The sequence below is a fragment of the Actinomadura sp. 6K520 genome, assembly GCF_004349245.1.
Classification (GTDB): Bacteria; Actinomycetota; Actinomycetes; order Streptosporangiales; family Streptosporangiaceae; genus Spirillospora.
Map to the genome: position 1 here is coordinate 1 of NZ_SMLC01000354.1, position 2,665 is coordinate 2,665.

Genomic DNA, 2,665 nt, shown 5'->3' on the forward strand with positions numbered 1-2,665 from the left:
CCCCCAGCAGTCCCCGGCCCCTCCGCCGCCCGGATACCCGCAGCAGGTGCCGCCGGCGGCGCCGCCGGCCCAGAGCCCTCCCGTCCACGAGCCTTTCCCGTACGCGCAAGAGATCCCGGGCGCACCCGCTCCACCCGCCCACGAGCCGTTCCCCTACGCGCAGGAGATCCCGGACACCCCTAGCGGACCCCCGGCCGCGGAACCGTTCCCCTGGGCCCAGCAGGTGCCCGGCGCGGGCCGGCCGGGCCAGGTAACCGGCGGCCCGGCCGCCCCACCGCCGGTGATCGACGAGCCGTGGCGGACGGGGCCGCAGGGCAAGAAGCCCAAGGGGGCCCGCAGGAGCGTCAAGAAACCGCTTCTCATCGGCCTGGCCGGCCTGGCAGCCGTCGCGCTGGTGGCTGCGGGCGTGGTCTTCGTGCCCGGCCTCCTTGACGACGGCGGTGAGGAGGAGGCGGGCGCGAGGCTCGCGGGCTCGATCTTCCCGTTGAACGAGGCGGCCCGCACCGATGGCCGCAACCAGGAGCTCACGGGTGCCGCGGCGGTCGGTACGACCGTCGTCGCGGTTGGCGGCGAAAGCAGTGTGAGCCGGTCCCGCGACCTCTTCCTCGTCTCCCCGGACGGCGGGCGTACGTTCGAGTCCGCGAAGGTGCGGGGGCCGGACGACGGTTCCGCGCTCACGACCACGCCACAGGTTGTGGCGGGTTCGTCTGCGGGCTGGATCGCCATCGGTTCCGGCAGGACCGGCGGCGCCGTTTGGACGAGCAGGGACGGGCGAGCATGGACTCGGCAACCGGACGCCGTCGGACGAGTGTTCGGACCGGGCAACCGCGTGAACCAGGTGGTCTCCACCGGAAACGGGTTCATCGCCATCGGCGCGAACTCCGCGAAGGGCGATTTCAGCGACGCCGAGGCGGCCGTCTGGTCGTCGGCCGACGGGCGCCAATGGGAGACCCGGGTGGGCGACGAGATCGGCCTCGAGGTCAACAAGGCGTCGTACTCGCTGGCAGAGGTCGCCGCGAGCGGCGACGCCGTCCTGGTGAAGGCACTCGTCAAGCCCGACAACAAGAAGCCGTCGGAGTACCGGAAGGTCTGGCGTTCGCAGGACGGCGGACAGACCTGGGCCGTCTCGGAGGTGCCGGTGCCCAAGGGCAGCCGGGGCCTGACGGTCGGCGGCGGCGAGGACGGGTTCGTGGCCGTCCGGGAGATGGGAAAGAAGGACGAGCCCTACGGCCAGGCATTCGTTTCCAAGGACGGGCAGACGTGGAGCGAGGCCGGAAAGCTGAAGCTGAAGGGCTACGGCTACACCATGCAGGTTCTCGGCAGTTCCACGGGCTACACGGCGCTCGTGCGCGGCGGAGGGGACGTGCTGCTGTCGCACAGCGCTGACGGCCGGACTTGGAAACCGGCCGGTGGCGCGCCCGGGAAGCCGGGCCGCAGGATCTTCGCCGGAGCGCTGACCGAGGGGCGGACCACCCTCGTGGGCCACGATCCCGGCGGCGGCGACGTGGACCCGCTGCTGAGCGTCTGGGACGCCGGCGGGCGGCAGATCCCGCTCGATCCAGCGAAGATCTCCGGCGTGATCCAGCCCGACCACGCGGTCCAGGCCGTCGGTGCCTCCGGCTCGCTCGCCGTCGCGGTGGGCAGCGCGTCCGGCGACGCGGCGGTCTGGACGTCGTCCGACGGCGAGTCCTGGGAGAGCGCGCAGGGCCTCGGGGCGGCGTTCACCCGGCCGGGGTCGCAGCGGCTGCTCGAAGTCACCGGCGGTCAGGCGGGCTGGCTGGCGGTCGGCTACGACCAGGTCGCACCCAAGCGTCCGCTTGTCGTCGTCTCCAAGGATGGGGGGACCTGGCAGACCGCCGACTCGGCCGCACCGTTCGGTGCGGAAAAGGGGAAGAACCTCGCCACCAACGCCTCCGCATCGGGGTCCGCCGGCTATGTGGTGGTCGGCACCGAGGGACTTTCGGCGGCCGCCTGGTTCTCGCCCGACCTGGAGAGATGGGAGCGCGGTTCCAGCAACGCCCCGGAAGCGATGAAGGGTGAGAAGAACGCGCGCCGCTGGATGCTGGACGTCGCAGGCGGCGACTCCGGTTTCACCGCCGTCGGCGGTGTCTCCGATGGGAAGGGCGACCGTCCCGCGGTCTGGTCGTCGTCGGACGGCCGGCAGTGGGCGCTGAAGACGCTGCCGGGTGGCGCCAGCGGAGGGCAGCTGACGCATGTGGCCGCGAAGGGGGGCACGCTCGTCGCCACGGGGACCGCCTCGGCGGAGGAGGGCCTCACCTGGATCGGCTACGTCTCCACGGATGGCGGCGCGTCGTGGCGGGAGTTGCCCGTGCCCGGCGGCGACCGGGAACTGACCGTGACGGCCGTGACGGCCACACCCGGGGGGTTCGCCGTGACTGCCGCCTCCGGTACCGATGGCTCGGCCGACGTGGTGTCGATGACGTCACCGGACGGCTCGAACTGGAAGGTCACGAGGCCCGAGGGCACGGGGCTGAGCGGCGAAGGCGCCCAGAAGGTCACCGGGCTCGCCGCCTTCCAGGAGAAGGTGTTCGGCGTCGGCCACAGCAACGGCCCGGACGGCGAGCAGCCCGTTTTGTGGAGTCGGGCTCTTCCGTGACGTTGTCCGGGCCGGCGGGTCACTGCTCGCGGTGGGGTGGGGCGGGGT

At 72.6% G+C, this 2,665-nt stretch carries 1 pseudogene; it reads left to right on the forward strand.

Annotated features, from left to right (window positions below):
- Positions 1-2,617, forward strand: a pseudogene (locus E1289_RS38735) (hypothetical protein); the annotation flags it as partial.
- Positions 2,618-2,665 lie beyond the last annotated feature (48 nt).